The organism is Pseudomonas sp. NPDC089401 (assembly GCF_044749485.1).
Taxonomy (GTDB): domain Bacteria; phylum Pseudomonadota; class Gammaproteobacteria; order Pseudomonadales; family Pseudomonadaceae; genus Aquipseudomonas.
Map to the genome: position 1 here is coordinate 38317 of NZ_JBIVIA010000013.1, position 26715 is coordinate 65031.

Genomic DNA, 26715 nt, shown 5'->3' on the forward strand with positions numbered 1-26715 from the left:
ATTGAAATGTCTGGATCAGCGCGCGCCGGCGCAAACATCCAGAGAAGATGCTTGTTGCAGGTCGAGTTTCGCGGTCTCTGGAGCAAGCCACCACGACGCCAGAGCGCCGAACAGGGAAATCGCAGCAGCAGCCAGCATGGTGGGACCAATGCCGAGTGATGCCAGAGAAATAGGTACAAGGTACGTACCGGCAGCAGCGCCGATACGTGAAAGTGAAGTAGCCAGGCCAACACCAGAGGCGCGAATCTCGGTCGGGAAAAGCTCGTTGGGATACACGTATTGCAAGACCTGCGCACCGCCGATCACAAATGCATAAGCGCCGAACAAGAACAGGACTATCGCCGGAGCTGCATCAGGGAAGAAACCCAGTACTGCTAGCGCAACCCCCGACCAGAAGAGGCTATGTATGACCATAGGCCGGCGCCCCATGCTGTTGATGACACGTGTTGCCGCAAGACAGCCGACCACAAACAAGACGGTGATGGCGATCGAGCCCACACTTGCCATGTCATCCGAGAGTTTCAGCGCCTGCAAGACTTTCGGTGCAAAGGCGTAGATTGCGAACAACGGCACAATCGAGCAGGTCCAGAACAAGGTCACGAAAACCATGCGCTTGCCGTACCCAGAATGGAACAACGAAGCAACAGACACCTTCTTCTTGCTGGCCGGCTCCGGCAGATCACGCGACGAGTAATCCGGACCGTAGATCCCTTTAATGATCTCGTCCGCCTCAGCAATACGGCCCTTGCTAATCAACCAGCGCGGCGACTCTGGGGTAAGCATACGCGGTATAAACAGGAGCAGCCCTGGCACAGCGGCACTGGCCAGCACCCAGCGCCACGCATCGGCGCCACCTAGGCGCAGAAGCATCTCCCCTACCCCATAAGCTACCGCGGCCCCTACGAACCAACTCACAACCATACTCGCCAGCAAAGGACCTCGAGCCTTCCGCGGAAGGAACTCGGCGAGCAAGGAGGTGGCAATAGGCAGGTCCGCCCCAACCACCACACCGATCAACAACCTGAACAAGAACAGCATCCAGGCAGAATCCACCCAGAACTGGGCAATCGAAATCACTATGATCACGGCGATGTCGATCACGTAGAGCAACTTGCGACCGTAACGGTCAGTAAACCAACCGCCTAGAAAACCGCCGAAGAACAGTCCAATCAGCGCAGCGGAGGCGATCAGACCCTCCCAGAACAGATTGATCTGCAAGGCAGAAGACAGGTGCGACATGATCACACCGATGATGCTCAGGACATACCCGTCCAGGAACGGACTGCCAGAGGTAGAAAACGCCAATTTCTTATGGAAGCCATTAAGGGAAGCGTCTTCAATGGATCGTTTACAACTCGACATTGAAGTTTCCTTTTATATTTGTTATTGCAGTAACGCCCAGCTAATCACTGTGACGCAAGGTCCAATATTACAAGTTTACGGGCACGCCAAAGTTGCGCGCTGACGATTGTCGCGTGCTTGCTCTGTACAACTCCCTCTCCTAAATCAGTCACTTAGAGCTGCGACCATGCGTCGCGCGCCACCTGTGAATCACTATGTCACTCCTGCACGCATACCCATATAACAATTATGACAAGTAGTCGTATGAATCCCCTGGCGCTCGAAAAACCAAGGCCGCACACCCAGCTCGTCAGCAGCCCTGCCCGATCATCACATGAGATGTCCCAAACGTTATAGGGCCTTGATCAACAAGGGTGAGAGAGTGCGCGCATACGGAGACGCGCACAGCCTGCATTTGATGCTTTCCGTACAATGTTGCCCTAACGCGTTGCGTGTCCCGACTCACTCAGAGCGCGCAGCGGTAGGGTGCGTGCTTGTCTGTATATATGAACAATAAGCTGGAGTTCCCATGGCCTTCAAAAGAACCATTCACGCGGTCGACACCCACGCTGGCACCCCAATGCGTGTGATTACTGGCGGCGTCCCGCACATTCCTGGCGACACCGTATACGCCAAGATGAAATGGCTGGAAGAGAATGATGACCAGTTGCGTAAACTGATGCTGCGCGAACCGCGCGGCTATCCAGCACACTGCTGCAACATTATCGTGCCGCCCTGCCATCCTGAGGCTGACGCTGGCTATGTCATCATGGAGCAGATCGAGTATCCAGTGATGTCTGGCGGCAACACCATCTCGGTAGTGACCGTGCTGCTTGAGATGGGCATGCTGCCGATGACCGAGCCGGTGACCGAGCTTACACTCGAAGCCCCCGCCGGCCTGATCCGAATCAAAGCCCAGTGCGAGAACGGCAAGGTCAAAGGCGTTACTTTCCAGAACGTCCCCGCCTTCGCTGCTCATCTCGATGCCGTCATCGACGTACCCCACTTGGGTAAAGTCCGCGTCGACGTCGGTTGGGGTGGCATGTTCTATGTCATCGCCGATGTACGTCAGTTCAAAGGCCTGGAACTCAAACCTGAGCACGGCGGTGAAATCGCCCGCGTTTCGTCGATGATCCGCGAGGCCGCCATTGAGCAGTTGCCGGTCGCTCACCCAGACTATCCTGGCGTAGGCATCACCATCTCTCAATTGTCCGGCCCGTCCGACGATCCAAAAGCTGATTGGAAAAACACCGTCACCATGTCCTCTGGCACCTTCTCGTGGGACGACCCTGCCACGTGGACTGGCGCATTGGACCGCTGCCCATGCGGCACTGGCACCAGCGCCAAGATGGCGACCCTGCACGCTAAAGGTGAACTGCCGCTGAACCAGGATTTCCGCCACCAAGGCATCCTCGGCAATATCTACACCGGCCGCCTGATCCAAGAAACTACTATTGGCCAGCACAAGGCCGTGGTACCGACCGTTACCGGCACCAGCTGGATTTATGGCCTGAACACCTTCGTGCTGGATCACGACGATCCATTCACCGAAGGCTTCACCATCGGGGATATCTGGGCTTGACCTGATGGGTGGCGTCGACTGACGCGCTCGAAGACAAGGCTTCCGATTGCGTGGATCAATCGGGAGCTTTTTTTTGGCCAATAATAATTTCCAAAGGGTCAATCATGAACATAAAAAACAAGCTGACCTTAGCGTTCGCGGGCATCGCCTGCCTGCCAGTCGTGCTGGTTGCGGTCATCGTGCTGATGAACATCCGCACACAGGCGCAAAACAACTTCATGGATAGTACCTCCCGTGAGATGCGCCAAATTGAAAACGCCATGGCGATTTTCTTTGATGGCATCTCGCAGAACGTGAATGACTTCGCCAGCAATCCCCAGGTAATCGGCGCTAGCCCATTGAAGAATTACACGTCGGCCGAAGCACGCAGCATCTCGCTATCCCCTGATCACCAGCGTCTGATGCAGGTACTCGGGCAGTTTGCCCATTCACATCCCAGTACCGCATATCTGTCCTATGGACGTGATGACGGCACCTTCGCAACATGGCCTGAAGACCCTCAGCGGCACAGCTATGACCCCCGGCAGCGTCCGTGGTACCAGCTTGCGATGTCTCAACCCGGGAAAACACTCCGCTCCAACGCCTATTATTGGCCAGCCGACAAAGCCATCCTGCTCAGTACCGTTCGCACCATCAGCGACGACCAAGGCAACCCCAAGGGAGTGTTCGCCTTGGACGTCTCCATCAATCAACTCACGGATATCATCCGCAAAATCAAGCTGGGCAAGACCGGATACCTGATGCTCATCGAGGGTAATGGCAACGTATTGGTCGACCCGACCAACGATGAGCACAATTTCAAGCCACTCGGTAACCTGGGCCCCGGCTACGCGGAATTGGTAGGACTCGATGGGCTTGGGAAAGTCCAATTGGGCGGGCGCAATTTCATGGCCAACAGCTGGCGGTCCGAAGCATTAGGCTGGCAATTCGTCGGTCTGATCGAGGAAGACGAAGTCAAGGCAACTGCTAGACAGCTCACCTGGTTGGTCGTAGCGATTGTGGTCATCCTTTCGATCGTATTCGCTGCACTGGGAGCATGGTTCGCTAACCTGATTGTTCGCCCCATCCTGACAGTTTCAGGCGGCCTGGCAGATATCGCACAGGGTGAAGGCGACCTCACCCGCGATCTCAAGGTTCAAGGGCGGGATGAGACGGCAACACTGGCCCGCTGGTTCAACCAGTTCCTTGGAGCAATCCGCCTGCTGATACAGCGCATAAGCAATGCATCTTCCCTGCTGGACCAAGCATCATCATCCGCCACCCAAACTGCGGCTGAAATGAATCATGCCGCAGGGCGACAGCGCGAATCAGTAGAGCTGGTGTCTACTGCCTTCAATGAAATGGTGGCTACCGCCAATGAGGTCGCTCGGTCCTGCTCTGAAGCCGCAAACTCCGCCGATGATGGTCAGCGACAAGTACATGATGGCCAGAGCCGCATCGAGGAAGCCACCAGCAGCGTATCTCGGCTTAGCGAAACATTGCGCGACTCGACGATCGCTATGCAGCAGCTCGAACGCGACAGCCAAAACATCAATACCATCTTAGGAACCATCGGCGCCATTGCTGAGCAGACCAATCTACTCGCACTGAATGCCGCTATCGAGGCCGCCCGTGCAGGGGATCAGGGAAGAGGCTTTGCAGTGGTTGCCGATGAGGTACGCGCCCTTGCACGGCGCACAGGAGAATGCACCGGGGAAATAGACTCGTTACTCAGCGGCCTTGGGCGACGAACTCAGGATGTGACTCGACAAATGCAAACGTGCCTGAGCATTTCCGATACCAGCGTCGCAAATATCCGGCAGGCGCGTGAGAGCTTCGAATCAATACGTTTCTCAGTGGATCAGATCCGCGACCAGAATACGCAGATAGCAACGGCTGCGGAGGAGCAGCATCAGGTGGCTGAGGGCATCAATCGACACATCACACAGATCCATGAGGACGCATGCCTAGTCGAGCAGCTCGCTGGTGATGCCAAGACTGGATCTGAGCGCTTATCCGATGTATCCACTGAACTTCAAGGACTGGTAGGCCGCTTCCGCCAGTAATTCTCAACAGGGAGGAATGCGCGAGCGTTCCTCCCAAACGGTCCAAGTCACCTTATGGTTTCTGTGATTCCAGCTTCGAGCGGGTCAGCAGCGCATCCAAAACCACTTCGCACGCTGCCCCCCAACTGGCACTAACAGGCTGATGCATCAGCACCTCTAGACCGGCATAGGTAAACGTACCAGGAGTGGCAATCGATTGCCCAAGTTCGCTCAAGGACTGCTCAGGGTGGTACTGCGCCCTGGCGATACAGTCTTGCAAATTGCCTAGCACAAGCGTTCTCGCATCTTGCGCAGAGAGGCCCTTTTCACTCAGCCACTGCTGCAAATCGTGAAGCAAGAAGTAGAACCAGCCATTCATGCATGCCGCAACCGTTGCCAGCTCGAATGATGACTCATCGTTAACCACCACCAATTGCCCAAGCGGCTTCAATAGCTCCTCAGCTCGAGGGTCAGGCGGGCAAATGACAATAGTGGATTGATTGAACAGCGCGGCATAAGACAGCATGACACGCACACAGCTGGCACCTGGGAATGCTTCGGATAGCTGCTCTAGAGAGATACCAGCCAATAAGGAAACAAGATGCTGCCCTTCACGGAATGAAACCTGAGCAGCCAACTCGTTAAGCGTTCGAGGCCGGACCCCCACAATGACGGTATCCGCTCCATCCACCACCGCCTGGTTGCTATCCATGATGCGGCAGTCACACTCATCTTCGAGCAGAGCGGCGCGCTCGGCGTTTCTAGAGGACAATAGGATGGTGCCGGAATAGCCACTACGACGCAGCCCTCTCACCAGCTTATCGGCAAGCTCTCCGACACCCAAGATACCCAAGACGCTCATGATTATCCCTCTACCATTCTGATCAGTTGCAAACTGACCGCGGTGCATAAAGGGGCTTTGACCAATAAATGCGCTGCGGCGTCATGCTTTCACTATGTCACCGTACAACCTTTGGGCATATAACGAGCGGGACGAGTAGTGGTAATTTCTATATCAATTCAAGGGCTGCGTGCCAAGCCGCCCGAGTTAGAGCACTTTGGGTGAGCACGACCTGATCTGGCTCACCCGAAGCCTGACGCGAGCCCGGCTACTTCGCGACAACCCGCAAGCTTGGTAACTCTTTGGCGTTGACCATCGCCTCTGCCAGCCGCCGGAACGTCACCACACCCAGAGCCTTACCATTTGGAGATACAACCGTCACATCTCCGTCAGGTGCCGACACGAGCATACGAACGGCCTCCTCCACCGTTGTTCCGGCGGCAATAGTAGCGCCGGTAGAAGCAGCCCCCGCTCGAACAGGAGTCATGACCGCTTCAACTTGGAGTACCCTTCCCCGGTTCACTTCCTTCACGAAATTGGCAACATAGTCGTCAGCGGGACGGAGGACAATGTCCTGGCTTGTGCCCTGCTGAATGACTTGACCGTCTCGCAAAATCGCAATCTGATCCCCCAGACGCAATGCTTCATCCAGGTCATGGGTGATGAACACAATCGTCTTTTTGATCTCCTTCTGGAGATCAAGCAGAACCGTCTGCATGTCCATACGAATCAGCGGGTCAAGCGCCGAGTAGGCTTCATCCATAAGGAGAACCGGTGCATCGTTTGCCAACGCTCGAGCCAGACCAACACGCTGCTGCATACCCCCGGACAACTGGTTCGGGTACTTCTTCTCGAATCCTTTGAGGCCTACGCGCTCAATCCAGCGCATGGCAATTTCTGTGCTTTTTGCACGTGGCAGCTTTTGGATATCGAGGCCGTAGACGGTGTTTTCCAGCACATTTCGATGAGGCAGCAAAGCAAACTTTTGGAAAACCATGGCCGTCTGCTGCCGACGAAAATCTTGCAACTGGTTGGGATTCATCTTCACCACATCGTCACCATTGACCAGCACTTCGCCAGACGTCGGATCAATCAAACAGTTGATGTGGCGAATCAAGGTCGACTTACCAGACCCGGATAATCCCATGATGACCTGAATACAGCCGGCCGGCATTTCCAGGTTAATGTCGCGCAAGCCGAGCACATGCCCATGCCGTTCCATCAACTCGGTCTTGGTCATACCCGACTTTACGGCGTCGATGTGGGTCGCGGCATGCGGGCCGAAGATTTTGTAGAGATTACGGATTTTGATACCGTCGAATTTTTGCTCAGCCATGGACCACCTCCAGGTGTTTCTGAAGTCGTTGCCCGTATGCCTGGCTGACTCGATCGAAAATGATGGCAATACCCACGATGGCAAGGCCGTTGAAAATCCCAAGGGTGAAGTATTGATTGGCGATGGCTTTCAACACTGGTTGACCAAGCCCCTGTACACCGATCATCGAAGCGATGACCACCATAGCCAGCGCCATCATGATCGTCTGGTTGATACCGGCCATGATGGTGGGCAGTGCCAATGGAAGCTGAACGTTCTTGAGCTTCTGCCAGTTAGATGAACCGAACGCGTCTGCGGCCTCTAGTACATCCTTGTCGACTAAGCGAATCCCGAGGTTAGTCATTCGGATCATCGGCGGGATCGCGTAAATGACCACCGCGATCAAGCCTGGGACCCTGCCGATGCCGAGCAACATCACCACTGGGATCAGGTAGACAAAACTCGGCATGGTTTGCATCACGTCCAGTACCGGATTGATTACCCTCTGAATACGCTCTGACCGCGCCATCAGGATCCCGATGGGCAAACCGATGATGATCGACAACACCGTACACACGAAGATCATGGAGATGGTACGCATCGAGTCATCCCACATGCCGAAATATCCGATTGCCAGCAATGCGACGAGTGCTCCGATTACTACCTTGATGCTTCTGCTAGCCGCCCAAGCGATGCCCAATATGATGAGCACAATGATTGGCCACGGCGTCTGAGTCATAAACTTCTCAGAAATAAGCAAAAACTTTTGTAGCGGCGCGAAAAAACCCTCAATGGTTTCGCCATGACTACGCGTGAACGTTCTGAAGCCTTCATCAATTACTTGCTTCATGCTACGCAGAGCGTCTTCGTCCATTTGAGGAAAATCTTGAAACCAAGTCATATGCTTACCTATACCAGTTTACCAGGCTCTTTTTTGTTGTTCCCGGTTGCAGGGAGCGGCGCCATCAGGCGCCACACCGGTCAGCGATTACAAAGCGGACTTAACTTTCTCAGCCGCGTCTGCATCTACCCACTTAGTCCAGATATCAGGATTTTTCTTGAGGAACTGTTTGGCACCGTCTTCACCCGTTGCCTGATTATCCGCCATCCACGCAAGCATTTTGCTGACGGTCGCGTTAGGCCATGAGCGAGTCTTCAGATAATTGTAAGCAGAGCCAGCTCGATCAGCAAACGACTTGGTTACAATTGTGTTGACTTCATCTGCTGGCCATTCATTAGGCTTGGGATCGGCGCACTTCTCGACTTTGTTGCAACGGTTCCACTCAGCTTCGTCATATGGCGCACCGCTGGGCAGACGCACCATCTGGTATTTTCCGAGCAACGAGGTCGGATCCCAGTAGTAACCAATCCACCCTTTCTTACGCTCGTAAGCATGAATCAGAGAACCATCATGCCCAGCCGCGGAACCTGTATCCACCAAATTGAACCCAGCCTCTTTGCCTTTATAGGCCTTGTAGTACTGGCTTGCGATGATCGTCCCACCCCACCCCTGCTGACCAGCAGACCAGGCGCCTTTGGATGGATCCTCAGGATCAGGGAACAGTTCGGGATGCTTAAACGCATCAGCAATTGTCTTAATGTCAGGATGTTCATCGACGATGAATTTGGGGACATAGATGCCTTGCACCCCGCCTTCAGTGAACGCTTTGCTCGCGATGAGCAGCTTGCCCTCTTCAATATTCTTTTGGGTAATTGGCGGGCGCAAGCTCGTCCACGACTCGGGAGCCACGTCTGGTTTACCCTTCTCAGCCATCGATGTCAGTGTAGGGACGGTGTCACCTAGGACAATGCTCGCGTCGCACTCGTAGCCGTTCTGGAGAATAAATTTGTCCACCTCCGCGAGCAGCTCAGCTGAGGCCCAGTTCATGCTTGCGATCGTCACAGCTCCACAGTCCGCCGCGTGGGCTGCGGGTGACATCGCCGCAAAGCCAATCATAAAGGGCGTCGCTAAAAGAAGCTTCTTAAACCCGACCTGACTAACGCCAGCTTGGGAGACTACCATTCTCACACTGCTCATTCGCGACCACCCTCATTATTGATTTTATACTTGAGCTTATCTATCGGCACACAGATGCCCCAAGCTCAACTAGAGAGCAAGGTAATTATCTGTTAAACAGCGGCCGAATGCGCCGTTACTGCAAATTTTGAAACACAGAAACCTTCTCTCGCAGATGGCGAAAGATTGACTTGTAAATTTGATCAGCTGAGCTGGAGCGCAGCATCACCAACGAATGCTCGGAGCACTCGGAATGAAGGACACTGGGCTCAGGCAAATAAAAGGCAGGGAGGCCGTCCGTTCTAACGGAGCAACCTTGGGAACAATCGTCAGCCTGGTATTCTTGTAGTTTCATGGCGATCGACTCTTCGAGACGTAGATTGATTCTGGGGTCGGGCACAACGAACGTCTATAAAGAAAAGGACGATTAACAGCAGAATTCTACATTTCAGGAGCCGGCGGAGAGCCTGACACCAACACCCTCTTCCATGGGATCAGCCACTAGGAGAGGTGGAGAAGTTCGGGAAGCCAAGGCTCCGCCAGCTCCATGGTCCTAGCTGTAAGCTGTCTGGATAGGATAGACGACTCCCGATCAAGACACCCATCTCAGGGGTGCTTCCTTTTGATCAACCCAATCGTAGGAGATGAGAGGGATTCGAAGGCTGAAGGGGGGGCGGCAATTCTTTAAGGCCCTGTTATGAAGCAGAATAAGCCTACCGATGACGACCCACCCTCCGTTGCGGAGCTGTTTCAGCCTCAGCTCAGATCTCCTTCCAAGATAATCAACTCGCGGCTTGCTGCTCGGAGCGCGAAGCTTTTCGCTTCGGCATAAGCTGGATCTTCGTAGCAAGCTTTAGCGTCGGCGTAACTGGGGAATTCGACGACGAGCACCCGGCCGTCCGCCTTGACCTCTAGCTTGGCGTCCGGCGACAAAGTCTTGATCTTGGCGCCGTACCGTTCAGCGATAGGAGTCCAAAGCCGCCCGTATTCCTGCTGCGCCTCGGGGTCAGCAACAGCAGATCCGAAAATAACCCAGTAGCCCTTCATCCTTATCTCCTATGAATGTGTTGCCACGCCCTTCAGTGCCAGATGCCATCGAAGAGTCGCGGCTTGGAACGATTAGATAAAGCTGCCCACGGCGAGTAAAAGTAGCAGCCCGATGATGACCCTTCGGGCCACCTCTTCGTCTACCCGCTTTGCGATTCGAGAGCCTAGCCATACTCCAAGAACTAGTACAGGCAAGCTCATGAGACCGAGGTGAATAGACTCTCTCCCGAATAGATCCAGCGCCCAGAATGCGGGCAACGCTGCAACGTCCATCGCCAGGAATGCTGCAATGATCGACGCGCGCCCGGCCTCCAGCGCCAAGGGAGACCCAAGGAAAAAGACTATAACTGGGGGCCCACCCAAGCCCAGGGCGCCATTCAGGACACCTGCACCTGTACCTGTTGCCGCTGTTTCCATAAAAGACGGCATTCTTCGGAGCTTGAACCCCGTAATCATCGTAAGACAGCAAGCGATGATTAAGACGGCTAACACGACCTTAACGTAGTCCCCAGGGATTTTGACCAGGAGGTAGGCACCCAGGGGGGTCGCAATAATGGAAGTGATCACAAGCACACGTATGGAAGACCAATGGACTTGGCCCCAGATCGATGGCAAGAGCTTCACACCTGCGGCTATCTCAAGCACGAACATCGCCGGCACGATGGTCGACAGCGGCAACACGAAAGACAGTGACATGATCGCGAGTAACGTAAAGCCGAAGCCTGAAAAGCCGCGAGCGACCGCCGCTACAAACACGCAGCAAAGGGCGTATGCGGTGATTGAAGGTGAGACAAGTAGGAACTCAGATAACATGGGCGGTGCAACCTCTATATCCTTTGACGACTGCTACATTGAGGCGCTCAAGCTTGATTTCGTCAGGCGATACGAAGCTGCCACCGTGCTAGCCATTGTGCGGTCCGTCGTTTGTGCAGGATAGGAAGGAAGTGACTCAATACATGAGAATAATGCTGCCCGCCATCTCCCGCATGGGCATGCGCATAGCCGATTACCAGAGCTTTTGGTAAGCGATGCGATACCTCGTCGGCCCGAGCCAGTGTCAGCCCCGGAACAGGCCTTGAGACCCAATGCTGCTGAACTGAACCAACGTATGCCCATTCAGGGACAGGACAGCACCAGTATCCCCACTGCTCTCACCGCTGTATTGCCTCCAAAAAATCAGTGGATTCTGCATCCTGCTTCATACGCAGGTTTATACGCTGAATCGGTGTCCTAGATTTACGCGAGTAGAGCCTCGTCTAGGTGTTCAGTCCCAGAAAGTCATGGTGCATCCTTAACCCCCCAGGAGGAGGATGCATTTTGGAAGGACGTATCCATGGCTCAGCCCGCACGACGCCGCGAATTCGAGCCGAGCTCCAAGCGTCGATAGAGTCGAATCGAAAGCTTGCCGCCCGCTACCGACTGAACGTGAAGACCGTTGCCAAGTGGCGATCACGAACCACTACGCAGGATGCTCGTATGGGGCTTGCCAACCCGCGCGGTGCCAAGCTGACAGCCTCTGAAGAGGCGATGGTGGTGGAGTTCCGGCAGCGCACGATGATGCCCTTGGACGATATGCTGGGCCACCTACTTGATTACTTTCCGCAACTGACCCGTAGCGCCTTGCACCGCTGCCTGGTGCGCCACGGGATCAGCCAAGCTCCCAAAAGCGGAGCCGCAGCCAAGCGCGGTAAATTTGACAGAACGGAGATGGGCTACCTGCACATCGATAGCTCCGAGCTACGCCTTGAGAGTGGCAAGCAGCACCTGTTCGTGGCGATTGATCGCGTCACAAAGTTCACCTATGTCGCGTTCTTCGACTCCCCGACCAAGCGTAATGGCGCTGAGTTTCTACGTCAGGTCGTGCAGGCGTTTCCATACAAGATCCACACCGTCCTGACTGACAACGGTGTGGCTTTCACCGAGCAGCCCCGGTACCGCAACGGCGCGACCAATCGGTTTGGTGGACACATCTTTGATCGCGTCTGCCACGAGCACGCCATCAAACATCGACTGACCAAGGCCTACCATCCGTGGACCAATGGCCAGGTCGAGCGCATGAACCGGACGATCAAAGACGCCACGATCAAGGCCTTCCACTATCCCGACTTCGATGCGCTGAAGGCGCACGTACTGGCCTTCGTGATGGCTTACAACTTCGCCAGACACCTCAAGGCTTTAAGATGGCGCACGCCCTTCAAGGTGATCTGTGAGGCCTGGACGAAAAATCCAGAGCGATTCACTATTAATCCGCACCATCTCATTCCGGGACCGTACAGGCGACGAGGACCCGGCACTGGTCACCCGCCGCCTGCGCCAGGCGCAGATGCAACTGGTGGCGGCGCCGGGCTTTGCCGACCATATCCGCGAGCCCGCCGAGCTGGCCTCGCTGCCGGTGCTGGGTGCCGCCGAAGCCGACCGGCTGGTGCACTTCCGCCTGCTCGGCCCTGGCGGCCGGCAGCAGGAAATCGCCCTGGAACCGCGCCTGGCCATCGACGACTTCGTCGTGCGCAATGCCGCCGTGCGCGCCGGGCTTGGCTTCACTGCCCTGCCCGCGATGTTCTGCGAAGAAGAGCTGGCACGTGGCGAGCTCGTCCGGTTGTTGCCGGACTGGTCATTGCCGGGCGGCTACCTGCAGGCCGTCTACCCTCATCGGCGCGGCCTGCTGCCAGCGGTGCGGGCGTGGATCGACCACCTGGCGGCGTCCTTCGAGGCGTGTGGAGAGCGCTATGTCTAAACGCATCGGCGCTTAATGGTTGGTTGCTCGGAACTCGGCCTGGGCTTGCTCGCAGGTGAGGATGGAATACCGTGTGGTGCGCGACACCTTGTGCGATATGAACCGCTCGAACACCGGCGTGAACACACTACGGTCCAGATTTGGCTGTTCAGCGTTGAGATAAGCTTCGCAATATGCCCGATAATCCTCGATCGCAATAAACCGTTTGACCCAATAGTGATAGAAATAGCCCATCAGGAAACCCAGGCTGAAATCCCGATTGATCACTGTATGAGCACAGCATTCGAAATCGATAAGCTTCAATGAGCCATCCGGCGCGATCAGAATGTTTTTGGGATGGGGGTCCATGTGCACGAAACCTTCCTCCAGCATTCGGCTAAAGAGCGTGAATACCTTGCGCATAAGGACCGCAGCTTGCTCAGGGTGAGCGGTAAGACGCTCATCGACGTTACTGTGGTTCTCAAGGAAATCGACCAGCAGGTATTCGTCCCTGAGGAACGGGAAGCGTGCCCTGTAGCCGAACGCTACCACCTTGGGGGCAAGGTCCGACTTGGCGCCAACTGCGGACAGGTTGATGAATTCATTGGTCAGGTCGTGCACGCCATAGGTCTTTTTCAAGCCAAAGTAATTCTGAAACCGTTTCTTCCAGTGAATCAACGCGTTGTATTTAAGAACGACTTTTTGGGCTGCCCCCAGAAGGTAAACGCCGCGTGTTGCTTCAGGAATGTCGAGGGTTTTATGCTTCCCAGGTTGCAGCAGGAATGCCGTGACGACTTCTGTTAGTTCGCTGCTCCTGAGCGGGTCAACGAACATCACCACGCCATTGATATCCTTTTTAACGAAATGGCGAGTGAGATGACTCAGATGGTGCACGTAATCCCCCTGATGAGATTCGAAGCTGATTCAAGTAGCCCTGCGGTGAGGGCAAAATAAGGCACTATGCTATCACCCTTGCCATTAGTGCGCTTCGCCGATCTACGGAGAAGCGTGTGGAGAGCGATATGTCGAGGCAGAAGATGACCGAAGAGCAGGTGGCAGCGTTCTGCCTGGGCCTGCCGGGTGCGCGGGAAGACTACAAATGGGGCGGTATCCGGGTGTTCTCGGTGGCCGGGAACAAGATGTTCGCGGTGCTCGACCTGGCGGGGGCGGGGTTGTCGTTCAAGGTTTCCGACGAGTTGTTTCTGGGCTACTGCGATCGGCCTGGGGTGCGACCGGCACCCTATCTGGCGCGGGCGAAGTGGATCAGCATGGAACCGCCCTACCCCATGGGCCGGGATGAGCTGTGCGACCTGTTGCAGCGGTCGCACCAGTTGGTGGTGCGGCGCCTGCCCAAGCGGATGCAGATAGGCCTCCGGTAGGAGCAAACCCGAAGGTGGTGCAGTCCCTGTGGGAGCGGGTTCACCCGCGAAGGGGCCCGCCCAGGCAACCTTCAAGCAAAGGGCAGAAACCGCGCCCCAAGGAACAGGTAGTCAATCCAGACCACCTGGTGCACCAGCACGATCCCCCAGAACACCAGCTGATAGGACAGCTTGCGTGTCTTGTGCCGAAACAGCTGCTGGGCCACCAGCGCCCCCGGCCAGCCACCGAGCAGCTCGCTGGCATGCAGCACCTTCTCCGGCGTGCGCCAGGCATTGTCTTGCGCCTGGCGCTTGTCCTGCCAGTACAACAGAAGGCTGATCAGGCTCACCAACGGGTACAACGCCAACGGCACCCAGCTCTGCCCGCTCCAGCCCAGCTGCAACGCGCCCAGCCCTGGCAGCAGGCACAGCACGGCCAGGGCCAGCCACTTCAGGCGGGCATTCTGCACACCCTCACCCCGCTTGACGCGCTGCGATGCCGTATTCCGAACCCGTGCCATGTCAGCCGTGCGCCGTCGACCAGTCGATCCAGCCAAACTGCCAGGTCGCCAGGATCAGCAGCCCGAAGGCAATGCGGTACCAGGCGAACGCCGCGTAGCTGTGGTTGGCGATGAACTTGAGCAAGGCGCGCACGGCGATCATGGCGAAGATGAACGAGGTCACGAAGCCGATGGCGAACACCGGCAGGTCGCTCGGCTGGAACAGGTCACGGTACTTGTAGCCCGAGTACACCGCCGCACCGACCATGGTCGGCATCGCCAGGAAGAACGAGAACTCGGTGGCCGCCTTGCGCGACAGCCCGAACAGCAGGCCGCCGATGATGGTCGAGCCAGAGCGCGAGGTGCCCGGGATCATCGCCAGGCACTGCACGAAGCCGATCTTCAAGGCATGGCTCCAGCGCATGTCATCGACATGCTCGACGGCCACGGTGTGGGTGCGCCGCTCGGCCCAGAGCATGATCACCCCACCGATCACCAGCGCCGTCGCCACGGTGATCGGGTTGAACAGGTATTCATGGATCAGGTCGGCGAACAGCACGCCCAGCACCACCGCCGGCAGGAACGCCAGCAACAGGTTACCGGTAAAGCGCCGCGCCTTCGGTTGGCTGGCCAGGCCGAACACCACTTCGAGAATCTTGCCGCGAAACTCCCATACCACCGCCAGGATGGCCGCCAGCTGAATGATGATGTTGAACGCCATGGCCCGTTCGCCACCGAAGTCGATCAGGTCGGCGACAATGATCTGGTGCCCGGTACTGGAGATCGGCAGGAACTCCGTGAGCCCTTCGACCACACCCAAGATGATTGCCTGGAAGGCAGTCCATAAATCCATCATTCCCCCGATGGAGCACTGCTCGGTGCAGGCCCCTTGTTCTTGATTTGCTTTGATTACCGCACGCGGCGCGCCTTTTTACAGCGACTTCTGGGACCGGCGCCAGTGGAAAAGTTCACCCTGCCTAAAGGTTTCATCTCGCACGGCCGAAATCCTATCAAAGCAGCATGGCAAACGCTCGCGCGCCCACGGCAGAGTAGCCAATAACTAGCACTTAGCCATTAGTCGGGTGCATGCCGCTGGCAAAGCATGTTTCGATGCAACCTGAATAAAAAGAACAAGGCAGGAGTGGTTTCGATGAAGACATTGAGGTCGATGTCGATCAGCCGTCGTCTGTGGCTGATCCTGGTGGTTGCGGTAGGCATGCTGGTGCTGCTGGGCCTGTTGATGTTGCGCCAGATCCATGGCGGCCTGTACCAGGCCAAGGCAGAAAAGACCCGCCACGTGGTGCAGACCGCCGCCGGCGTACTGGCCTACTACCAGGGCCTGGAAGCCGCCGGCAGCCTCAGCCGCGAGGCGGCCCAGCAGCAGGCCCTGCAAGTGGTACGCGCCCTGCGCTACGACCAGAACGACTACTTCTGGATCAACGACCTGGGGCCGACCATGATCATGCACCCGGCCAACCCCAAGCTAGATGGCCAGGACCTCTCCGCCATCCGCGACCCCGACGGCTTTGCCGTGTTCAACGAGATGGTCGCCCTCGCCCGCGCCCAGGGCGCCGGCCCGGTCAACTACCGCTGGCCCAAGCCAGGCGCCAGCGAGCCAGTGGCCAAGACCTCGTATGTGCAGCTGTTCAAGCCCTGGGGCTGGATCATCGGCTCTGGCGTGTACATCGACGACGTACAGGCCGAATTCGCCCGCCAGTTGCGCGACGCCTCGCTGATCGGCGTGGGCATCGCCCTGTTGCTGGCCCTGGTGGTCACCTTGATCGCACGCAGCATCGCGCGCCCCTTGCAACAAGCGGTGCAGGCCATGGGCAACATCGCCAGCGGCGAAAGCGACCTGACCCGGCGCCTGGACACCCACGGCCGTGACGAAATCGCCCACCTGGGCGAGCACTTCAACCGTTTCAACGGCAAGCTGCAGGGCGTGGTCGGCCAGTTGCAGGGCGCCGCCCATGCCCTGGCCCAGTCCGCCGGGCAGGTGGGCGACAGCGCCGGCGCCGCGCAGCAGCACAGCGCCCAGCAGTCGCTGCAGATGGACCAGGTGGCCACCGCGGTGAACGAAGTCACCTATGCCGTGCAGGATGTGGCCAAGACCGCCGAACAGGCAGCCGGCGAGATGCGCGCCGCGCAGCAGCAGGTGCAACACGGCCAGCAGGCCATCCACGGCAGCCTGCAACAGATCGACCGGCTGTCGGCGACCATCGACCAGGCCGTCCAGGTGATCCGTGACCTGGCCGGGCACAGCACCCGGATCGGTGGCGTGCTGGAGGTGATCCGCTCGATCGCCGAGCAGACCAACCTGCTCGCCCTCAACGCCGCCATCGAAGCGGCCCGGGCCGGGGAACAGGGCCGCGGCTTTGCCGTGGTCGCCGACGAAGTGCGCCTGCTGGCCCAGCGCACCGCGCAGTCGACCGCCGAGATCCACACCATGATCGAGCACCTGCAAGGCCAGTCGGATGCTGCGGTCAGGGCCATCGACACCAGCAGCGAAGCCTCGCGCCAGACGGTCGAGCAAGCCCGCCAGGCCGGCACCAGCCTGGACGCCATCAGCCAGGCACTGCACAACCTCACGGCACTCAACGCCTCGATCGCCAGCGCCACCTTGCAACAATCGCACGTGGTCGAGGAGATCAACCGCAACGTGCTGGATACCGCCGGCCTGTCGCAGCAGACCGCCGATGCAGCACGCCTGTCGAGCGATGCGGGTACCGCCCTGGGGCAATTGAGCGAAGGGTTGGAACAGTTGCTGCGACAGTTCCGGGTGTAATGGGCGCTCGCGCGATTCCCCCGGGTATCGCGCCTACTCCTTGCCGCCGCCACAGGCTACAATCGCGCCCCCTTTCGTTCCAAGGATCGCCGATGTCCGGCCTCGAACTCATCGCCGCCGTGCTCGGCGTCATCGCCGTCTGGCTCACCGTCAAACAAAACGCCTGGTGCTGGCCGATCGGCCTGGTGATGGTGCTGATCTATGGCTGGCTGTTCTTCGACGTGAAGCTGTACTCCGGCATGCTCCTGCAGCTGGCCTACGCGGTGCTGCAACTGTATGGCTGGTGGCAGTGGAAGCGCCCCGAGCGGGTCGAGGATGCGCGCCTGGTGTCGCGCCTGGCGCTGCCGGCAGTGCTTGCCGGGCTGGCCTGCGGCGGGCTGCTCAGCGTCGCCCTTGGCGCCGCCATGGCCCACTGGACCGATGCCGCGATGCCATGGCTGGATGCCACGCTCACCGGCTTCAGCCTGGTCGCGCAGCTGTGGATGGCCCAGAAGCGCGTGCAATGCTGGCCGCTGTGGGTGGTGGTGGACGTGATCTACGTCGGCCTCTACCTGCACCAGCAGCTGTACTTCACTGCGGGCCTGTTCGCCTTGCTGACCCTGATCGCCGTGCGCGGCTGGCTCGAATGGCGCCGTGACCCGGCGTTGGTGGCGGCATGAAGATCCTGGTGCTGTGCGGCCCCGAGTCCAGCGGCAAGAGCTGGCTCAGCGGCGAGATCCAGGCCCATTTCGGCGGCATCGTGGTGGCCGAGTACGTGCGCCATTTCATCGACCAGGAATGCCGCGACACCTGCTTCGCCGACGTCGCCAGCATTGCCCGCGGGCAACTGGGCTGGGAGGACCTGGCGCGGCAGCAGGCGCCGGAACTGCTGATTCTCGACACCCACCTGCTGAGCAACATGCTGTGGAGCCGTGCGTTGTTCAATGACTGCCCACCCTGGCTGGAACAGGCCTTGCTCGCCCGCCACTACGACCTGCACCTGCTGCTGAGCCCGCTGGACGTCGGCTGGGTTGCCGATGGCCAGCGCAGCCAGCCGGCGCTGGCAGAGCGCATGGCGTTCTTCGACGACAGCCTCGCCTGGCTGCAGCGCCATCGCCAGCCGGTGCAGGTGATCGGCGGCAACTGGCCACAGCGCAGTGCCGCGGCCTTGCAGGCCGTGCAGCGTCTGCTGGCCGGCAAAAGCCCGGTCTGCGCCACCGAGTGTTAACCTGCTGACACACCGCGCCCGGGCGTATACCCCCTATTTCGGGCTTCCCCGGCATTTGCGGGGTCACTGTCAAGCGGGTGAAACACTCATGAAAAGTGATCAACGGCAACGCAGTGGCTGGGATTGCGGCCTTGTCACGAAAAAAGTGTCTCAGGGCTGATACAAGATATTCACACAGTCCTCAGGCAGTGCATGCAAACTGTTGATTAACCTCAATAAATCAAAGTCGGCACGACTTTCGCTCTCCTCCTTCGCAACGCTGAACCACGCCAGCGCCCGAAGAAGGAGTAGCCGCCATGGGAAAACTGGATAAACGCATCTGCCACCTGCTGCTGGCCGGATGTGCACTAGGCACTGGCCTGGCGGCTGTGCCCGCGCTGGCCGACAAGAACGGCGTGGTGGTGATCACTCGCGATGTGCAGACCCGCACCGCTTTCCGTGCCCCGCTCGCACCCGACCCGAACCCGACCACCGTCAATACCAACCCTTCCGCGCAGGTGCTCAAGCAGACCAACGAACTGAGTGATGGCGATTTCGCCAGCATCAGCAGCGGCGCAGGGATTTCCAACCTGGTCACCCAGCAGACCAACGGCATCGGCAGCAACATCAGCAACCAGACCCAGTTGCCCAACCTGGCCGCCGGCCGCGGTTCGGGCTCCGGCAACGGCATCTCGAACATGGTCAACTCCAGCGTGCAGCGCGGCCTGGCGCCCCTGCAGATCCTGACCGGAGGCCAATGAGATGAGGCAGACCCTGCTGATCCTGGCCTCGCTGTGCTGTGCCTCGGCCTTTGCCCAGTCCCCCATCATCGATAACGCCACCATCGACAGCTCAGGTGCCAACTATCAAGGCAACGTGGGCGTCAACCAGGCCGCCGGCGACCTGCAGCAGCAGAGCAACGCCCGCGCCCTGGCCACCGGCCGCGACGCCAACGCCATCACCGAGATCCGCCAACGCATGGGCGGCCAGGTCGATGGCGCGCGTGATACCCGGGCCAGCATCCAAGGCGATGCATTCAGCAACGGCAATGGCGCACTGGGCGTGAACCAGACCGCCGGCGCCGCCAACCAGCAGGCCAACGCACTGCGCATCAGCATCAGTGCCCAGCCGCAAAGTCTCGACGACAGCGTCCTCATGCAACAGAACGTGGCGCTGGTCAATACCTCCGATGCAACTGGCTCCGACACCGGCTATCGCCAGGTCAACACGAGTGACCAGGCCTTCACCGGTAGCCGTGGGGTGATCCAGTTGAATCAGAGCGCCGGGGTGGGAAACCGCATGGCCAACACCTTCAGCGTGCACGTTGCACAGTGATCCAAACAGGTAAGAACAACACTTAACCTAAAAGACGGAGAAACACCATGAAACCCTCGATGGCAATCAAGCCTCTGGTTTTCGCAATTGCTGCGATCATGGCTGTTGCAGCCCAAGCTGGCCAAAACGATCGTCGTGGCAACGACCATCACCACAATGGCAACCACAACCCGCCAGAGCGGATGGTACCGATCAATGCCACTGCCACGGCTACCGACCGGCAAACCAGCACCAACAACTTCATCCGCAACGAAGGCACCATCAACGAAGCTGAAATGAGCAGCTCCGCCACCGGCGCCAGCGGCAACGTGGGTGTCAACGTGGCAGCCGGTTCCGGCAACCAGCAGGACAACGCCGCCGCCATCGCCAACGCCGCTGCCGATGCTTCCGCCATCGACAACAGCTTCGTGTTCGGCACCGCCAGCGCCACTGCCCGGGTCAACCAGCAGAGCACCAACAACAAGGTGCTGAACTACGGCACCACCGCGTCGGCCAACATGAGCGGCTCGGGTAACGCCGGCAGCGGCAACATGGGCATCAACATTGCTGGTGGCGACCTCAACCAGCAGAAAAACACCATGGCCATCGCCAATGCTAACGCTGGGCTGGGCAACTCCACCGCCACCGCTTCGGCCAACCAGAGCGGCCCAGGCCTGACCGTGATCAACAGTGCCGACCGCACCTACCGTGTCGATACCCTGACGCTCACCACGACCCAGAGCGGATCGGCGTCGCGCAGCGGCCAGTTCGACTCGTCCGATGACAGAAGCGCGTCGTCGAGCTGGAGCAAGGCCGGTGCGCAAGCGGCAGCCAACAGCGGTTCGAGCAGCTGGAACTCGAGTGGTTCGAGCAGCTCGAGCGCCAGTGGCTCCAGCACCTCGAACGTCAACGGCAGCAACAGCTGGAACGCCAACGGCTCTGCCAGCGGCAACCACAGCTCGTCGAGCAACACCACCCTCAGCGCCTCGCTGGACGCCTCGGTGGAAGCCTCGCGCAGCCAGACCTTCGGCAACCGTACTCGCAGCCAGAGTGCCGACGCCTCGCTCAGCGCATCGCTCGATGCGTCGATCGACAAGTCGCACGAGAGCGCCTACGACTCTTCGTTCGAAAAAGCGTTTGATTCTTCCTTCGACAAGACTCGCAGCTCCTCCTATGACAAGTCTCGCGACTCGTCCTACGAGAAGGCTCACGAATCTGCCTACGAGAATGCTTCCGCCTCTGCGTACCAGAAATCGGGTGAGCAAGCCTCGGAATCTTCGCACGACGTGTCGAAGGGCTACAGTGAAAGCAGCTCTTACGACCTGAGCAACTCCGTGTCGTTCCAAGTGCTGACCCCGACCGGCTGGGCCAACCCTGTCACCAACACCGCAACCCTCAGTGGTTCGGTCAACGGCGGCAGCGGCAACCTCGGCGTCAACGTGGCAGCCGGTGTGGGCAACCAGCAAAGCAACTCGCTGGCCATCTCCAACACCTCGTTCTGACCGCTGGACTGAAGGCCCCCCTCGGGGGGCCTTTTCTTCCACATAACAAGAAGGCGCCCGATCATGCGCATTACCGCCTTGGCGTTGTTGCTGTGCCTCGCCAGCGTGAGCGAAGCTGCCCAGATGCCACTGTCCGTGATACCCGGCGGTGGTGTTGTGTTCAAACCGCTCCAGAGCGTGCGTGAACGCAAGTTCGCCGACCTGGTGCAACAGAAGACCGATTTCAGTTGCGGCGCTGCGGCGCTGGCAACCATTCTGCGCCAGGCCTACTGGCTGGACGTGGATGAAAACCACATCATCGAAGGCATGCTCGAGAACGCCGACCAGGACCTGGTCCGTACCCAGGGCTTCTCCATGCTCGACATGAAACGCTACGTCGAAAGCCTCGGCATGCGTGCCCGCGGTTACCGGGTCGCCCCGGAAACCCTGGAGAGCGTGCGCATCCCGGTGGTGGTGCTGATGGATATCCGCGGCTACAAGCACTTCGTGGTGCTGCAGCGGGTGGACAAAGGCTGGGTGTACATCGGTGACCCGGTACTGGGCCACAAGCGCTACAAGGTCGACGACTTCGTCAAAGGCTGGAACGGCATCATCTTCGCCGTGATCGGCCAGGGCTACGACAAGAACAACGTCTTGCTCGACCCACCCCTGCCGCTGACCGCCAAGAACCGCATCAACAGCTTCACGCCGGTCAAGGACGCGGAGCTGATGGACTTCGGGTTCATCCGCAGTGACTTCTTCTAATACCCTTGCTAGGGTCCGGGAGCATGCAATGAAGACTCCATTCTGGTTAGTCGCGGCGTGCATGGCCGCCAGCCTGCCAATCCAGGCCGAGACATTCAAACCGATCGAACTCAAGGACCACGAACTGGCCAACCTGCGCGGGCGTTTCGTGATGCCGGGCAGGATCGTCAGCTTCGGTGTGGTCATGAGCAGTACCTGGCAGAACGCCCAGGGCGAACTGATCGGCGCGACGACCGCGATGCAAGTGCAGCAGAACACCATCAAGCCGCAGTTCTACGTATCGATGATCGACGAGAAAGGCACCCCCACTCCCGCGCCGTCGACGCCAGCCCCCGCCCAGGGCACTGGCAGCGTCACCGGCGGCAATGGCCTGAACAGCACCCAGGGCGTCACCCAGGCGGTGCGCGCAGCGGGTGACTACAATACCGCCTACAACAACGTCGACATCAATGTGACCAAGGGCAATTCGGCCCCCGACACCCAGCCGCAAGGCCAACTGCTGGCCCCCGGCGCCACCCTCACCGGCGCCAACGGCGCGGGCTCGCTGAGCGTGTCCTCGAGCGGGACCGGCGGCGTGCAACTGAACATCGTCGCCAACAACAATCAGGGCAGCAGCCTGCAGCGCCTGGCCCAGGGTGGCCTGCTGCAGAACACCACACTGCTCGGCGGCGGCAACGATGTGCGCAACATCACCGCCCTCAATGTGGTCATGCGCGACAGAGCGCCCGCCGCCACCGCCATCAACAACCTCGATCAACTCAAAGGCCTACGCGGTTTCGGATACTGATCTACGCTCAGTCTCATCAAATAAGTAGTCAGAAGGGACGGCTATTCCATGCATCGATCGTTGACGTTCAGAGCAGTGGTTTGTCTGAGTACCTTGGCGCCAGCATCATTGCTGTATGCAGCAGACCCACAGGTCGAAGCGTTGAAACAGGAGCTGGTCCAGCTCAAGCAACGCTATGAAGCGCAGCAGAATGCCCTGATGGTGCTGGAACAACGCCTTCGTCAGGTCGAAGAAGCCCCTGCGGCACCTGCGCCCCGGCGCCTGACCAAGTCGCCGGCAGAGCCGGTCAAAGGTGGCCAGACCGTGGCCGCTGGCGCACCGGGTACCTCGGGCAGCTCCTACGGCCAGTCGCTGAAGGACGACTCGGAACCGGCGCAGAGCGTGTCCAACCTGTACGACGAAGCCAGTGGCTTCTTCGGCGGCGGCAAATTCAGTGTCGAAACCGGCCTGACCTATACCCACTACGACACCCGCGCCCTGGTGCTCAACGGTTTCCTGGCGCTGGACTCGATCTTCCTCGGCAACATCAACGTCGACCGTGTAAAGGCCGACAACTGGACCCTCGACCTCACGGCGCGCTACAACCTGGCGCAGCGTTGGCAGTTCGACATCAACGTGCCGATCATCTACCGCGAGTCCACCTACTCTTCCGGTGGCGCCGGTGGCGCCGGCCCGACCGTGTCCGATGCCACCGTCACCCGTGACCCGGAAATCGGCGACATCAACGTCGGCGTCGCCTACAAGTTCCTCGACGAGTCGGAAAACTGGCCCGATGCGGTCGCCACCCTGCGGGTCAAGGCCCCCACCGGCAAGGACCCGTACGGCATCAAGCTGCGCGAAGTCGCGGGCAACGACAACCTCTCCGTGCCTGAAGACCTGCCGACCGGCAACGGTGTCTGGTCGATCACGCCCGGCATCTCGCTGGTCAAGACCTTCGACCCGGCGGTGTTGTTCGGCAGCCTGTCCTACACCTACAACATGCAGGACTCGTTCAGCGATATCAGCCCGCAGGTCAACTCGAAGGTGCCGGGAGATGTGAAACTCGGCGATTCCTGGCAGATCGGCGGGGGCATCGCCTTTGCCTTGAACGAACGCATGAGCATGTCGTTCTCGGTGACCGACCAATTCGCCCGCAAGAGCAAGATCAAGCCCGATGGCGGCGACTGGCAGTCGATCAGCAACAGCGACTACAACGCCGCCAACTTCAACGTCGGCCTGACCTTTGCCGCCACCGACAACCTGACCATCGTCCCCAACCTGTCCATCGGACTCACCGAAGACGCCCCGGACTTCTCCTTCAGCCTGAAATTCCCGTACTACTTCTGATGAAGCAAGGGGCTGCCCGGCAGCCCCGCCAATTGGTAACCAGCCTTGTACCACGCCACTTTCCTGACGCCCAGCCTGATATCATCGAGCACAACTCTGTGACATCTTGATGGCAATAAGGAAATTTTCGTGATGAAGCTGCCTGGTCCTCCACGCACCCGGCTCCTCGCCCTGGCGACCCTGGTCATGGTGCTCCCCATGGCTGCGCGCGCCCTGCTGGGATGGTCCAACCCGCTCGGCTACCTGTCGGACCTCGCCCTCGGCAGCCTGCTGGTGCTGCTCCTGCATCGCCGCCCGTGGTGGCTCGCCCTGCCGCTGCTGCTGGCCTGGGGCGGGCTGTGGATCGCCTCGGCCGAGCTGGTCAGCGCAGTCGGCCGGCTACCGGTGGCGGCCGACCTGGGCTACCTGTTCGACCCGCAGTTCATGGAGAACTCCACCGGCGGCGGCTTTGCCCACGCCTGGCTGGGGCTGTCGCTGGGTGCCGGGCTGCTCGTCTGGGCACTGAGCCGCTGGCGCGCACGTGGTCAGCGGCAAGCACGGTTGCCGTACAAGGCCTGGGCTATCCCCGCCGTGCTGTTCGGCGCGCACTGGTGCAGCCAGCAGCTGGCCCCGAGCGATGCCGAGCAATGGCGCCAGTACAACCTGCCCCACCAGGCACTGTCCGCCGGCGTCGGTGAACTGCAACGGCGCGCCGAAGGCTGGCTGGGCCAGCCGGCGGCGCCCACACCGCTGCCCACCGCCGGGCTCACCCAGCACGACCTGACCGGCCAGCGCCTGCTGGCGGCGCCAGGCAAGGCGCGCAACCTGCTGGTCATCACCCTCGAGGGCATCCCCGGTGCCTACCTGCGGCCCAATCGCCAGGCCCTGCACAGCCGCTTCGACGACGACCCCATGCCCAACCTCGGCCGCTGGGCCGAGCGCGGCATGAACACCCCGGACTACGTGCTGCACACCCACCAGACCATCCGCGGCCTGTACGCCATGCTTTGTGGCGACTACGACAAACTGGCCAACGGCACGCCCAAGGGCATGGAACTGCTGACCCAGCAGCAGCGCAACCAGGCATGCCTGCCCGCGCAGTTGCGCCAGGCCGGGTTCACCACCCACTACCTGCAAGGCGCCGGCCTGCGCTTCATGGCCAAGGACCGCATCATGCCGCACATCGGCTTCGAGTCGGTGCACGGGCTGGAGTGGTTCAAGCAGGACAATTACCTGGCGTTCCCCTGGGGCAAGGATGACCGGGCCTTCTTCGAAGGCGCCCTGGACTACGTGGGCCAGCTGCAACAGCAGGACCGCCCGTGGATGCTCACCCTGTTGACGGTGGGCACCCACCAGCCCTACTCGGCGCCCGCCGATTACCTGGCGCGCCACGCCACCGCCAAGCAGGCGGCGGTGGCCTACCTGGATGACGCGATCGGTGCGTTTCTCGACAACCTCGAACGCCAGGGGGTGCTCAAGGACACCTTGGTGGTGGTCACCTCCGACGAGTCCCATGGCATCGACGGGGTGCGGCTGGCCTCTTCCTGGGGCTTCAACCTGACGCTCGCGCCGGATCAGGCGCAATTGCCGCACATCAAGCAAGGCACCTACGGCCACATCGACCTGGCCACCTCGCTGCTGGACTACTTCAACCTGCCAATTCCCGTGGCACTGGGCGGCCGCTCGCTGTTTCGCACCTATGACAGTGGCCGCGAGATGATTTCCTACACCAACGGCATGTTGCGCTACCACGATGGCCAGGGCGTGTTCACCGAGTGCGACTTTCAGCAGCGCTGCCGGCGCTATGCCAGCCAAGGCTTCATCGCCGACCGGGCCAAGTACCTCGGGCCCGCCGACAGCAGCCTGGGGCAGCAGATCGACACCCTGGCCACCACCCTCGATCAATCCTTGCTGCACACGCCGCTCAATCTGCGCTACCAGTTCGGCGGGCCTTCCGCGATCCAGTTGCAGGCGCGCATCAACGACGACTGGGCCGACAACCTGATCGGCGCGCAATACCTGGAAATGCCAGAGGGTTCGCGCACCCGCGTGCGGGTCAAGGTGCGGGCGCTCGACCCGCAGCACGCCGCCTATATCCGGCTGATCGCCAAGGAACGGGAGCAGGATGTGCCACTGGGCCTGCCGGAGGAGATCCGGGTCACGGCGGCCGAACCCCTGGAAATGGAGTTCGGCTTCGACAACCCGACGGTGCGCAAGGCGTTTTCCTTCCACCTTCTCGGCTATGGTGGCGGCGAAGTGGAAGTCAGCGATTTCAGCGTGATCACCGCATTGCCAGGCGAGGAAGAGCCGCTGGAGGACTTCGCCGACAGCCAGGCCGAGCAATCCAGCTGAAC

General features: G+C 59.5%; 23 protein-coding genes and 3 pseudogenes. 16 read left to right on the forward strand and 10 right to left on the reverse strand.

Annotated elements, in window-relative coordinates; genetic code table 11:
* Window positions 1–15: 15 nt before the first annotated feature.
* Complete coding sequence (locus tag ACIP21_RS24410) at window positions 16–1362, reverse strand: MFS transporter (RefSeq protein WP_400693174.1); 1347 nt, start codon at window positions 1360–1362, stop codon at window positions 16–18.
* Window positions 1363–1870: 508 nt separating this feature from the next.
* On the opposite strand from ACIP21_RS24410, the gene ACIP21_RS24415 reads away from it, so the two are divergent.
* Both ACIP21_RS24415 and ACIP21_RS24420 read left to right on the forward strand, forming a co-directional pair.
* Complete coding sequence (locus ACIP21_RS24415) at window positions 1871–2923, forward strand: proline racemase family protein (protein WP_400693177.1); 1053 nt, start codon at window positions 1871–1873, stop codon at window positions 2921–2923.
* 104 nt (window positions 2924–3027) lie between these two features.
* Window positions 3028–4968 carry a methyl-accepting chemotaxis protein gene (locus ACIP21_RS24420; RefSeq protein WP_400693180.1) on the forward strand — a complete coding sequence of 647 codons (1941 nt, stop codon included), beginning with the start codon at window positions 3028–3030 and terminating at the stop codon, window positions 4966–4968.
* A 52-nt stretch (window positions 4969–5020) separates the two neighbouring features.
* On the opposite strand, the gene ACIP21_RS24425 is transcribed toward ACIP21_RS24420, so the two are convergent.
* The 6 genes from ACIP21_RS24425 to ACIP21_RS24450 form a co-directional block, all read right to left on the reverse strand.
* Window positions 5021–5809 carry an NAD(P)-binding domain-containing protein gene (locus ACIP21_RS24425; protein ID WP_400693183.1) on the reverse strand — a complete coding sequence of 263 codons (789 nt, stop codon included), beginning with the start codon at window positions 5807–5809 and terminating at the stop codon, window positions 5021–5023.
* A 247-nt stretch (window positions 5810–6056) separates the two neighbouring features.
* A complete protein-coding gene (locus tag ACIP21_RS24430) occupies window positions 6057–7124 on the reverse strand; it encodes a glycine betaine/L-proline ABC transporter ATP-binding protein (RefSeq protein WP_400693185.1) in 1068 nt (355 codons plus the stop codon).
* Complete coding sequence (locus ACIP21_RS24435) at window positions 7117–7977, reverse strand: ABC transporter permease (protein ID WP_400693187.1); 861 nt, start codon at window positions 7975–7977, stop codon at window positions 7117–7119. Before ACIP21_RS24435 ends, ACIP21_RS24430 begins: the two co-directional genes overlap by 8 nt.
* A 114-nt stretch (window positions 7978–8091) precedes the next feature.
* Window positions 8092–9141, reverse strand: coding sequence for an ABC transporter substrate-binding protein (locus tag ACIP21_RS24440; RefSeq protein ID WP_400693190.1), 1050 nt, complete (start codon window positions 9139–9141; stop codon window positions 8092–8094).
* 735 nt (window positions 9142–9876) lie between these two features.
* Window positions 9877–10167, reverse strand: a complete 291-nt coding sequence (locus ACIP21_RS24445) for a DUF1330 domain-containing protein (protein WP_400693193.1) — start codon at window positions 10165–10167, stop codon at window positions 9877–9879.
* A 72-nt stretch (window positions 10168–10239) separates the two neighbouring features.
* Window positions 10240–10980, reverse strand: coding sequence for a sulfite exporter TauE/SafE family protein (locus ACIP21_RS24450; protein ID WP_400693195.1), 741 nt, complete (start codon window positions 10978–10980; stop codon window positions 10240–10242).
* 504 nt (window positions 10981–11484) lie between these two features.
* Between ACIP21_RS24450 and ACIP21_RS24455 the strand changes: the two are divergent.
* Window positions 11485–12441 (forward strand): annotated as a pseudogene (locus ACIP21_RS24455) (IS481 family transposase); the annotation flags it as partial.
* 1 nt (window position 12442) lies between these two features.
* A pseudogene (locus tag ACIP21_RS24460) lies at window positions 12443–12901 on the forward strand (LysR substrate-binding domain-containing protein); the annotation flags it as partial.
* Between the two features lie 12 nt (window positions 12902–12913).
* On the opposite strand, the gene ACIP21_RS24465 reads toward ACIP21_RS24460, so the two are convergent.
* A complete protein-coding gene (locus tag ACIP21_RS24465) occupies window positions 12914–13774 on the reverse strand; it encodes a lipopolysaccharide kinase InaA family protein (RefSeq protein ID WP_400693198.1) in 861 nt (286 codons plus the stop codon).
* 128 nt (window positions 13775–13902) lie between these two features.
* On the opposite strand from ACIP21_RS24465, the gene ACIP21_RS24470 reads away from it, so the two are divergent.
* Window positions 13903–14259 carry an MmcQ/YjbR family DNA-binding protein gene (locus tag ACIP21_RS24470; protein WP_400693201.1) on the forward strand — a complete coding sequence of 119 codons (357 nt, stop codon included), beginning with the start codon at window positions 13903–13905 and terminating at the stop codon, window positions 14257–14259.
* 71 nt (window positions 14260–14330) lie between these two features.
* Here ACIP21_RS24470 and ACIP21_RS24475 read toward each other — a convergent pair whose 3' ends face one another.
* Together ACIP21_RS24475 and ACIP21_RS24480 are read right to left on the reverse strand one after the other, a co-directional pair.
* Entirely contained in the window at window positions 14331–14759 is a 429-nt protein-coding gene (locus ACIP21_RS24475) for a DUF1294 domain-containing protein (protein WP_400693204.1), read from the reverse strand.
* 1 nt (window position 14760) lies between these two features.
* The gene (locus tag ACIP21_RS24480; RefSeq protein WP_400693207.1) at window positions 14761–15591 is read right to left on the reverse strand and encodes an undecaprenyl-diphosphate phosphatase; all 831 of its coding nucleotides are present in this window, start codon (window positions 15589–15591) and stop codon (window positions 14761–14763) included.
* Between the two features lie 387 nt (window positions 15592–15978).
* On the opposite strand from ACIP21_RS24480, the pseudogene ACIP21_RS24485 reads away from it, so the two are divergent.
* The 11 genes and pseudogenes from ACIP21_RS24485 to ACIP21_RS24535 form a co-directional block, all read left to right on the forward strand.
* Window positions 15979–16650: pseudogene (locus ACIP21_RS24485) on the forward strand (cache domain-containing protein); the annotation flags it as partial.
* Between the two features lie 138 nt (window positions 16651–16788).
* Entirely contained in the window at window positions 16789–17523 is a 735-nt protein-coding gene (locus ACIP21_RS24490; protein WP_400693393.1) for a methyl-accepting chemotaxis protein, read from the forward strand.
* 92 nt (window positions 17524–17615) lie between these two features.
* Complete coding sequence (gene pnuC, locus ACIP21_RS24495; protein WP_400693210.1) at window positions 17616–18182, forward strand: nicotinamide riboside transporter PnuC; 567 nt, start codon at window positions 17616–17618, stop codon at window positions 18180–18182.
* On the forward strand, window positions 18179–18730 hold the full coding sequence (locus ACIP21_RS24500) for an AAA family ATPase (RefSeq protein WP_400693213.1): 552 nt from the start codon (window positions 18179–18181) through the stop codon (window positions 18728–18730). The genes pnuC and ACIP21_RS24500 overlap by 4 nt, the downstream gene beginning before the upstream one ends.
* 296 nt (window positions 18731–19026) lie before the next feature.
* Window positions 19027–19470: a hypothetical protein gene (locus tag ACIP21_RS24505; RefSeq protein WP_400693215.1), complete on the forward strand. Its 444-nt coding sequence runs from the start codon at window positions 19027–19029 to the stop codon at window positions 19468–19470.
* Window position 19471: 1 nt separating this feature from the next.
* Complete coding sequence (locus ACIP21_RS24510; protein WP_400693218.1) at window positions 19472–20044, forward strand: adhesin; 573 nt, start codon at window positions 19472–19474, stop codon at window positions 20042–20044.
* 47 nt (window positions 20045–20091) lie between these two features.
* Window positions 20092–21525, forward strand: a complete 1434-nt coding sequence (locus tag ACIP21_RS24515) for a heme utilization protein (protein WP_400693220.1) — start codon at window positions 20092–20094, stop codon at window positions 21523–21525.
* Between the two features lie 63 nt (window positions 21526–21588).
* Window positions 21589–22269, forward strand: coding sequence for a C39 family peptidase (locus ACIP21_RS24520; protein WP_400693223.1), 681 nt, complete (start codon window positions 21589–21591; stop codon window positions 22267–22269).
* Window positions 22270–22297: 28 nt separating this feature from the next.
* Window positions 22298–23056: a hypothetical protein gene (locus tag ACIP21_RS24525; protein ID WP_400693225.1), complete on the forward strand. Its 759-nt coding sequence runs from the start codon at window positions 22298–22300 to the stop codon at window positions 23054–23056.
* 48 nt (window positions 23057–23104) lie between these two features.
* Window positions 23105–24382: a hypothetical protein gene (locus tag ACIP21_RS24530; protein WP_400693227.1), complete on the forward strand. Its 1278-nt coding sequence runs from the start codon at window positions 23105–23107 to the stop codon at window positions 24380–24382.
* A gap of 132 nt (window positions 24383–24514) precedes the next feature.
* Window positions 24515–26713 carry an LTA synthase family protein gene (locus ACIP21_RS24535; protein ID WP_400693230.1) on the forward strand — a complete coding sequence of 733 codons (2199 nt, stop codon included), beginning with the start codon at window positions 24515–24517 and terminating at the stop codon, window positions 26711–26713.
* The last annotated feature ends 2 nt before the right edge of the window (window positions 26714–26715 follow it).

What these genes read in the sequence shown, in the direction of transcription:
- ACIP21_RS24410 (WP_400693174.1), bottom strand. Translation starts at nt 1,362, where the DNA reads ATGTCGAGTTGTAAACGATCCATTGAAGACGCTTCCCTTAATGGCTTC.
- ACIP21_RS24415 (WP_400693177.1), top strand. Translation starts at nt 1,871, where the DNA reads ATGGCCTTCAAAAGAACCATTCACGCGGTCGACACCCACGCTGGCACC.
- ACIP21_RS24420 (WP_400693180.1), top strand. Translation starts at nt 3,028, where the DNA reads ATGAACATAAAAAACAAGCTGACCTTAGCGTTCGCGGGCATCGCCTGC.
- ACIP21_RS24425 (WP_400693183.1), bottom strand. Translation starts at nt 5,809, where the DNA reads ATGAGCGTCTTGGGTATCTTGGGTGTCGGAGAGCTTGCCGATAAGCTG.
- ACIP21_RS24430 (WP_400693185.1), bottom strand. Translation starts at nt 7,124, where the DNA reads ATGGCTGAGCAAAAATTCGACGGTATCAAAATCCGTAATCTCTACAAA.
- ACIP21_RS24435 (WP_400693187.1), bottom strand. Translation starts at nt 7,977, where the DNA reads ATGGACGAAGACGCTCTGCGTAGCATGAAGCAAGTAATTGATGAAGGC.
- ACIP21_RS24440 (WP_400693190.1), bottom strand. Translation starts at nt 9,141, where the DNA reads ATGAGCAGTGTGAGAATGGTAGTCTCCCAAGCTGGCGTTAGTCAGGTC.
- ACIP21_RS24445 (WP_400693193.1), bottom strand. Translation starts at nt 10,167, where the DNA reads ATGAAGGGCTACTGGGTTATTTTCGGATCTGCTGTTGCTGACCCCGAG.
- ACIP21_RS24450 (WP_400693195.1), bottom strand. Translation starts at nt 10,980, where the DNA reads ATGTTATCTGAGTTCCTACTTGTCTCACCTTCAATCACCGCATACGCC.
- ACIP21_RS24470 (WP_400693201.1), top strand. Translation starts at nt 13,903, where the DNA reads ATGTCGAGGCAGAAGATGACCGAAGAGCAGGTGGCAGCGTTCTGCCTG.
- ACIP21_RS24475 (WP_400693204.1), bottom strand. Translation starts at nt 14,759, where the DNA reads ATGGCACGGGTTCGGAATACGGCATCGCAGCGCGTCAAGCGGGGTGAG.
- ACIP21_RS24480 (WP_400693207.1), bottom strand. Translation starts at nt 15,591, where the DNA reads ATGGATTTATGGACTGCCTTCCAGGCAATCATCTTGGGTGTGGTCGAA.
- ACIP21_RS24490 (WP_400693393.1), top strand. Translation starts at nt 16,789, where the DNA reads ATGGACCAGGTGGCCACCGCGGTGAACGAAGTCACCTATGCCGTGCAG.
- pnuC (WP_400693210.1), top strand. Translation starts at nt 17,616, where the DNA reads ATGTCCGGCCTCGAACTCATCGCCGCCGTGCTCGGCGTCATCGCCGTC.
- ACIP21_RS24500 (WP_400693213.1), top strand. Translation starts at nt 18,179, where the DNA reads ATGAAGATCCTGGTGCTGTGCGGCCCCGAGTCCAGCGGCAAGAGCTGG.
- ACIP21_RS24505 (WP_400693215.1), top strand. Translation starts at nt 19,027, where the DNA reads ATGGGAAAACTGGATAAACGCATCTGCCACCTGCTGCTGGCCGGATGT.
- ACIP21_RS24510 (WP_400693218.1), top strand. Translation starts at nt 19,472, where the DNA reads ATGAGGCAGACCCTGCTGATCCTGGCCTCGCTGTGCTGTGCCTCGGCC.
- ACIP21_RS24515 (WP_400693220.1), top strand. Translation starts at nt 20,092, where the DNA reads ATGAAACCCTCGATGGCAATCAAGCCTCTGGTTTTCGCAATTGCTGCG.
- ACIP21_RS24520 (WP_400693223.1), top strand. Translation starts at nt 21,589, where the DNA reads ATGCGCATTACCGCCTTGGCGTTGTTGCTGTGCCTCGCCAGCGTGAGC.
- ACIP21_RS24525 (WP_400693225.1), top strand. Translation starts at nt 22,298, where the DNA reads ATGAAGACTCCATTCTGGTTAGTCGCGGCGTGCATGGCCGCCAGCCTG.
- ACIP21_RS24530 (WP_400693227.1), top strand. Translation starts at nt 23,105, where the DNA reads ATGCATCGATCGTTGACGTTCAGAGCAGTGGTTTGTCTGAGTACCTTG.
- ACIP21_RS24535 (WP_400693230.1), top strand. Translation starts at nt 24,515, where the DNA reads ATGAAGCTGCCTGGTCCTCCACGCACCCGGCTCCTCGCCCTGGCGACC.